The 8,141-nt window shown below is 59.1% G+C and carries 4 protein-coding genes; all 4 read left to right on the top strand.

Translation table 11 applies throughout. From position 1 onward, the window contains the following. On the top strand, positions 1-1,863 hold a 1,863-nt coding region (locus tag ACIQYF_RS06020), incomplete at its 5' end, for a type VI secretion system Vgr family protein (RefSeq protein ID WP_402858025.1). Further along, entirely contained in the window at positions 1,860-3,278 is a 1,419-nt protein-coding gene (locus ACIQYF_RS06015) for a hypothetical protein (RefSeq protein ID WP_402858022.1), read from the top strand. The genes ACIQYF_RS06020 and ACIQYF_RS06015, both read left to right, overlap by 4 nt. Before the next feature lie 4 nt (positions 3,279-3,282). Continuing rightward, positions 3,283-4,338 (top strand): PoNe immunity protein domain-containing protein, encoded by a 1,056-nt coding sequence (locus tag ACIQYF_RS06010; protein ID WP_402858019.1) that lies wholly within the window; start codon positions 3,283-3,285, stop codon positions 4,336-4,338. Positions 4,339-4,416: 78 nt separating this feature from the next. Then, positions 4,417-8,058 (top strand): type VI secretion system membrane subunit TssM, encoded by a 3,642-nt coding sequence (gene tssM / locus ACIQYF_RS06005; protein ID WP_402858016.1) that lies wholly within the window; start codon positions 4,417-4,419, stop codon positions 8,056-8,058. The last annotated feature ends 83 nt before the right edge of the window (positions 8,059-8,141 follow it).

The raw sequence follows: 8,141 nt of genomic DNA, 5'->3' as shown, positions 1-8,141 counted from the left end.
ACCGAACAGGTTCGCACCGCCCGCCAGGTGCAGCGCGACTACACCTTTACCCACCCGCGCTACGACCAGGAACACATCGCCACCGGCACCCAGCTTGAGCATCAGGGCCGTCACTACGAACGCTTTGACTACCCCGGCCGCTACAAGCGCGATATTGCGGGCAAGCCCTTCACCCAAACCCGCCTCAACGCCCTGCGCAGCGATGCCCGCATCGCCGTGGTCGAAGGTGACGATGCGCGCCTGCAACCGGGCAAATCCTTCGACCTGGCCGACCACCCGCGCGAAGACCTGAACATCCGTTGGCGCACAGTGAGCATCGTCCACACCGGCCTCCAGCACAGCAGCCAACAGGAAGATGCTGCCGGCAGCGTCTCGGGCACGAGCTACCACCTTGAGGCCACCTTGGCGCCCGCCGCGTACGAGTGGAAGGCCCCACTGTGCCCCAAGCCGCGCATCGACGGCCCGCAAACCGCCACCGTGGTCGGCCCACCCGGCGAAGAAATTTTCTGCGACAAGTGGGGGCGGGTCAAAGTCAGCTTCCCCTGGGACCGCGCGAGCCAGAACAACGAACACAGCTCCTGCTGGATCCGGGTAGCACAAGGCTGGGCGGGCACCACTTGGGGCGCCATGGCGATACCGCGCATCGGTCAGGAGCTAATCATCCAGTACTTTGACGGTGATCCCGACCAGCCGATAGCCATTGGCCGGGCGTACAGAGAAGCCAACCTGCCGCCCTACGAACTGCCCAAACACAAGACCCGCATGACCCTCAAAAGCCAGACCCACAAGGGCGATGGTTTTAATGAGCTGCGGTTTGAGGATGAAAAGGGGCTGGAAGAGATCTACGTCCACGCCGAGAAAGACCAGAACATCCATGTCAACCACAACGAGACCACGTTTGTTGGCAATGACCGCAGTGAGCGGGTCGACCACAACGAAACCATCTCCATCGGCGACCACCGCACCGAGGACGTGGGCAAAAACGAAACCATCCAGATCGGCGCCAACCGCAGCGTGACCATCGGCGGCAATAAAGCCGAGACCATCGCCCTTGCCAAGGCCGAAACCATCGGGCTGGCCAAGGCGCTGACCATCGGCGCGGCCTACCAGCGCACCGTTGGGGGAAGCATGAATACCACGGTAGGTCTTAGCCAGAGTGAACAGGTCGGAGTCAATAAAGACGAATGCGTTGGCAACCGCTATTCCATTCAGGTTGAGGACGAGTTTGTGATTCGGGTGGGCCAATCCATCTTGGTGATGAAGGCCGATGGCACGATCATTCTCAATGGCCACACCTTCGATTTTAGTGCCTCTGGGCCTGTCAACATCAGTGGCGCTGAAGTGGATCTGAATATCAAGAGGGTTGAGCACGATAGCGCGGTGCTTATCAAGAGGCGTCCCCTTGAATTGCACTATACCTATGCCGATTTGAAGCCTGAGGTTGGGGCGCCATACCGGGTGGAGTTTGATGATGGCACGATCGCAACCGGCACACTCAGCGACCAAGGCCTTGCACGGATAGACAACCCGCCTGGGGAGGGTGTCAGCTACTTTGGTTACGACACCCGAGACGCCTTTCCGCTTGCCGATCAAGTCAAAAGCAGCCTGGCAGGCTTTGTGCCCAGTACGCCAGCACAAGCAGAACTCGCCATTTCGCGCTACCGCCAACAAGAGACCGAGCACCGCAAAGACCATTACTTTGCCGATGAAAGTGCTGTCTCAATTGCTGGGGGGGTGGGCTACGACGACATGATCGACAGTTATGCCTACGCCGATGATCCGATCAGTGATGAGGCCGCTTCAGCGACCCCGGGTGAGCATGAGCAAGTGCCTTTGAGCGAAGGCTCGCAGGTTCAATCATGAGCCAGTTCAGTATTTCTCAGCTGGAAGAAGACACCTTTTTACAGATCCTCACCTGGGTTGAAGAGGTGGTCGAAGGCAAGGGCGCGTCCTTCGCGCAGATGATGGTCAGCACCGTGCTGGGGCTGATTCCCTTCGTCGGCCAGGCGGCGGATGCCTACAACATTTTGCGCTGCCTTTATCAACTTTCGCGCACCCCGGACAGCAACGAGCATTGGCTGGACCTTGTGCTGTCGTTGATTGCGTTGGTGCCAGGGTTCGGTGATGCGCTGAAAAACGTCTGCAACATGCTGCGTCACGGCAAGCCCATGGGGCGGATTCTGGACAGCTTGCCGCGCCATGTTCGCGGCGACATCGAAACCTGGTTCCGTACCCTTGACTGGGCGCGCTACACCGCAGAAATGATTCAGAACCTCGACGCGATCCTGCTGGGCCTGATCACCATGCTCAGCCGTAGCCTCAGCAGTTGGGCGCTGGGGCGTAAAGGCGTGCAGCAACTCATCAACCAGTTGAGCGAGCTGCAAACCCTGGCCGGGCGCAAAATCAGCGAAGCGATGGACACCCTCAGACGCGCCCATCAAAAGTCCCTGGCCGACCCGCTGCCCAGCACCACCGCCCGCACACCCGCCGCACCGGGGGCGGTCAAGGCGTCTGCCCCCAACAGCCAGGCCAGCGGCAATGTGGCGACGCCCACCGCCGGCACCCGGTTACCGGCTCAGGGTCGCGTCACGGCGCAGCAGCGCCAGAGCGAACGCTCCACCCAGCGCCCGCACCAGATCAGCGTGTCGGGCGAGCACATCACCGATTACTACTTCGTCAAACGCCAGCGCCGCCGGGCCAAAGTCAACCATAACGGCAAGCTCTACGAAATGAGCCAACCGGGGCACCGTGGCATCGACCATGTGTGGCACAGCGGGTCGTTGCCGCTGGGCTACCGCATCAGCGACACCAAGGGCACGGGCGGGGCGTTCCATAAGTTGGAAACCGCCAAGGCCGTGTTCGCCGGGCTGGAATACGGCATAGATGCCTACTTGGGGATGGAAGACCAAAAGCGCGTGGAACGTGCAGTCAACAAACCCACGGTGGGGGATGGGCGGCAACTGAGTCACAAGTGGGTGGCGGCGAAGATTCGGGATGCTCAGTTGGTCAAGGCACACAGCAAAAAGCTTCTAGCCACCATAGAAGCCTGGGAAAGCGTGGATTTCAAGCTCGGTGCCGAAAGCCTGCATCAAGACGGGGAAGACGTTCGCCAACTGGTGAAGTGTCCCTACGATCGGAGCCTGATCACTGTGGTTGGTCCCAACCACAATCTGCATGACCGAGCCAAAGGCCCAGTCACGCCAAAATGCTGTAAAGCCGCGGTGTCACACCAGATTGGCACCGAGTTCGTTTTGCCTACCCAGATGCTACGAGAGTGATGCCATGAAAAATCTCCCTACGCCTGACTGGTCCGAGTGGTTTGGCTGGAAAATCAGTGAGATCGACTTTGACAGTCGTCGAGAGTGCTATGTGCTCTTTGAGAACTATACAGAGCGATTCGATGATTTTATGGGGCGTATGCGCATGATCACCACCGACCTGCCCAAACATCGCGAACGTTCCAAACCCGGTGGTTTAATGACCTCTACGCGGCGTCGACTCTGGGACGCCCTTGATTGGACAAACTTGCAATATTCCGCCGGTGCCCCAGTCGAGCAGTTGGCACAGGTCTGGCCTTACGCCCTTGAGTGGGCGGAAGAATACGGAGAGTTTCACGCGCTGTACCATCAGTCGCCTGAGGCGGGCAATTACATGACCCCGCATGCCGCCTTGCGCACCGAGGAGTACTGGATCGTTGCCCTGCGCCTGACCTGTTTCGGGCTGCTCAGCGGTTACGCGCATTGCATGCCTAGGGTCATGGCATTTCTGGATTACGCCAATGAACTGATGGGCGTACGCGACGGTTTACTGGAGCGTCTGGTGCGCCCGTTTGTGCCAGATCGCGGTACGCCGCCGGACACCTGTACCCGGCATTTGCCGTATCGCAAATTGCTCAAGGTGTTCAACAGTGTTCCGGCCAAACGCCCGGCATTGCTCAAAACCTATCTGGATGAGTGGTACCACGCCAGCCGCCGCGAACCTTATATCGACCAGCATCAGCAGGGCGGTTATATCCACTATGGCTACTGGTCCTGGGAAGCGGCGGCGGTGACCTGGTTGCTGCGTATCGACGACAGCAGCTACCGCGACATGCCGTTTTACCCCAAAGACTGGGCCGACTTCGCCCGGCAATACCCGCCGCCGCCCCTTGATTCGATCTGCCGCAATGGCGACAGCTGCCCGCAAAGTGGTTGGTGGTGGAGCGATGCAAGCAGCGACTCCCTGCGCCGTTTTGAAGCGGGCGACATTTTCCCGGACGCCGGCACCGCCCGTGGCATCACGGTGTGGTACTGGGCGCTCGACCAGCGCAGGGAGGGGGAGGGTATGCCTGATCTTTGACTGCTCAACCCGTAACACAACCTATTTGATTACCCGTTGGCGGACGCGACCTAAGTAGTAGGTGCGCAGGAGTTGTACATGCTGAATATCTGGAGTTACATCACGCGTTGGGGGCTGCCGCTGCTGCGCCAATTCAAAAGCGCCGCACCTGTGTTGATCGGTCTGGCGGTGGTGTTTGCCTTGGCCGGGATCTGGTGGTTAGGGCCGCAGTGGGTGTGGCGTGAACATCAGCCGCTGGCCGAGTTGCACCTGCGAGTGGTCGCCAGTGTGTGGGTGCTGCTGGCGCCTATCGTTGTGTGGGCATGGTGGAGTCGGCGCCGGTATAAGAAGTGGCATGCTGAGCGTCAACACGAGGCCGCGGTGGAGGCAGATCCCTGCCTGCCGTATGTTGAGGCGCAGGAGCGGGCGTTGGACCGCAGTCTGGCCAGCTTGCTGGACAACATGGAGCATCGTCGTTCGCTTTACCAACTGCCGTGGTACTTGGTGCTGGGGGAAGAGAATGCCGGTAAGACCAGTCTGATCACTCGTTCCAATCAAAGCTTTGCACTGTCTCATGTGGCCAAGGCCGGGGCACGTGCTTATCACGACGAGACGTTGGCGTACAACGTGGATTGGTGGATTGGCCATGAAGCGGTATTGATTGACCCGCCGGGGGAATTTATCACTCAGCCGAACGGGCTGCCGAGTACAGATCCGGGTGATACGAGCGGGGTTGTTAAGCAGAGTGTTGATAAAGAGAAGCCAGTCCTGCCAGCGGGCACTCATCCACGGCTGTGGCTGCATTTGCTGGACTGGCTAGGTCGTAACCGCAGCCGGCGTGCCTTGAACGGTGTGGTGCTGGTGGTTGATCTCCAGGCCTTGCTCAAACAGCGCCCGGAACAGCGCAAGGCGCTGGCGACGGTGTTGCGCACACGTGTCTATGAACTGACCCGGCAACTTGGCACGCGCTTGCCGCTGTATGTCGTCTTGAGCAAGCTTGATCTGCTGGAAGGCTTCGAAGAGTTTTTCGCCCGTTTACCGCGCTCAATGCGCGAAGACCTGCTGGGCTTCACCTTCAGCCTTGAAGGTGTGGAGGACTTTGATGCATGGCTGGCGGAGCTGAAAACACGCTTCGACCGTTTTGTAGAGACGTTGAATGATCAGGTACTCGACAGTCTGAGCGAGTCGCGCACGCAGGAGGAGAGAGACCGTTTGCTGGCCTTGGTGGGGCAGTTGTCGGGGCTGCGCCCGGCGTTGTTCAGTTTTCTCACTGAAATGCTGGGCAGTGATCGGTTCACGACACCGGCTTTAGTGCGTGGGTTGTACTTATCTTCGGTCTACCAGCAGGGGGAACTCAGCAACGCGTTTGTTCGCGAAGCAGCGCTGCCGCATGGCCTGAAGGCGCCACCGCCGGAGGCGAAACCAGCCGGCGGCACGCTAATCTATTTCGCTCAGCATCTGTTCCAACGCATCATTTATTCTGAGGCGGGACTGGCGGGTGATAACGTCAAGGTGACGCAGAGCAAACGCCGTATGCTGCTGGCGGGGTCGATTGTGGCGGCGTTGGGCGGGGTGTTGGTGGTCGGCGGTTGGCAGTTTTATTTCGGTATCAACCGCGACAAAGCAGCCAGTGTCCTGCTCAAAAGCCGTGAGTTCAGTGCGCGGGATATCGACAGCCGGGTGGATGTCACCGGGCGCAATCTGTTGGCACCACTGGACCAGATACGAGATGCGGTGGCCGTCTATGGCGACTACCGCCAGGCTTGGCCTTTGTTGGCCGAAATGGGGTTGTATCAAGGGCGGTCGATTGGACCGATGGTGGATGCGGCCTACCTCAATCTGCTGTCCAAACGCTTTCTACCGGCCATTGCCGGTGGCGCCATGAATGTCATTGATACCGCACCGCCAGGCAGTAGTGATCAGTTGGCGGCGCTGCGTGTGTATCGGATGATCGAAGAGCGTAAGAACCGCCGCCCGGCGATGGTGAAAGAGTGGATGGCCGCTCAATGGCAGCGTGCGTATCCTGGCCAAGGGCAGGTGCAGGCCGATTTGATGCGTCACCTAGATTACGCATTGCAGTACGCTGACGCTGATTTGCCCCAGTACCGCGGGCGAGTGGCTGAGGTGCAACAGGAGCTACGCAAAGTCCCTCTAGCGCAGCGTGTGTATGCTCGTATGAAAGAAGATGCTCAAGAACGTTTGCACGCGCCGTTGGATTTGCGTAACGAGGTAGGGCCAGCGTTCGACATTGTGTACCAGCCGCTGACTGACGCAGACCCTACCAGCAGCGATGCTGCGCTGACGCTGGCGTCTTTGCTCACCGCCAAGGGCTTCCGGGACTATTTCGAGGCCAATACCGCGCAGGTAATTGAACTGGCGATGATTGACGCCTGGGTGCTGGGTGAGCGACAAAAGCTCGACTACTCCGAGGAAGATCGCAAAGTACTGACCGAGCGGGTACGCACGCTGTACAGCGCTGATTATGTGGACAGTTGGCGCCGCGCCTTGAACGCGATGGCCATCACTGACTTCCGTGACCTTGCCCATGGTGTTGCCGTGCTGGAGCAAGTCACCGGACCTGCTGCACCGTTACGCCGCTTGTTGGAAAGCGTACGCGACAACACAGTCATTTACCCACCACTTGCGGCGGCAGATGCCTCGCTACCTGAGGTTGAGGCCAAACAGGCGTTGACTGATCAGGCGGGGCGACGCCAGGCGGCAGGCATTCGACGCGCCTTTTCCGGGCTGTCCGATCTGCTCGCGGATAAGGGCGAACGCCCGTCCTACTACGATGAAACCCAACAAGCCATCCTGGCGGTCTACGACTACGCCAAGGCTGTTCAAGACCAACCGGATCGAGGTAAGGCAGCGCTCACCGCCGTTCTCAAGCGATTCTCGTTGAGCGGTCCTGACCCGATTGCAACCTTGCAGCGGGTCGCCACAGGCTTGCCCGAACCTGTGAGTCAGCAGGTCAAGCACCTTGCGGATCAGACCTCGCAGGTGCTGGTGTATGAAGCCTTGCGTGAACTGGAGAAACGGTGGGATACGGAGATCTACAGTTTCTATCAGCAGCGACTTGCTGGTCGCTATCCGTTTGTGGGCAGTTCCGTGGATGCGTCCCTAGATGACTTCGAGGCCTTCTTTGGGCCGCAAGGTCGTTTGCAGAAGTTCCAGGATCAGTATCTCAATGTGTTCATAAAGGACAACCTTGACGCCTTGTACTCCAGCCAACGTGGCGACTACCTGGTACGCACCGATGTTCTCATTCAATTGGAAACCGCCCAGCGCATACGCGATACCTTCTTCAACCAGCGTGGAGCGCTCAGTGTGCAGATGACTCTGGAGCCGTTGGCCCTGAGCGGTAATCAGCGAAGCAGCCTGCTCAGCAGCGACGGCCAGTTGATCCCTTACAGCCACGGATCCAGTCAGAGCATCGGACTGATCTGGCCCAATGTACTGGGTGATGGCAGCGGCAGTCGGTTGACCTTGGTCAATGGCGCAGGCAACAGCGTCAGCCTCGGTTTCCGCGGCCCGTGGTCACTGTTTCGATTGCTCAATCGGGGTCAACTCAATGGCCGCACTGCCACCAGCGTTGATCTGAGTTTTGTCGCCGGTGACGGCATGATGCGCTACCGGATCAGCGCCGAGAAAGCCAACAACCCGATTACCCAGCGCAGCTTCGAGGGTTTTGTTTTGCCTAGAACCTTGCTGCAGGACCGGCGCAAGTTGGCGGGGGAGTGAGGTCACCCAGCGTTAAAGAAGAGAAGGGGACGTTAATGGACAAGGTTCAGACGCTGAACTTCAAGGAACGCCGGTCCATTTGA

The sequence above is a fragment of the Pseudomonas sp. NPDC096917 genome (genome assembly GCF_044762555.1).
Lineage (GTDB): Bacteria > Pseudomonadota > Gammaproteobacteria > Pseudomonadales > Pseudomonadaceae > Aquipseudomonas.
This window is presented reverse-complemented; position numbering and strand designations above follow the sequence as displayed.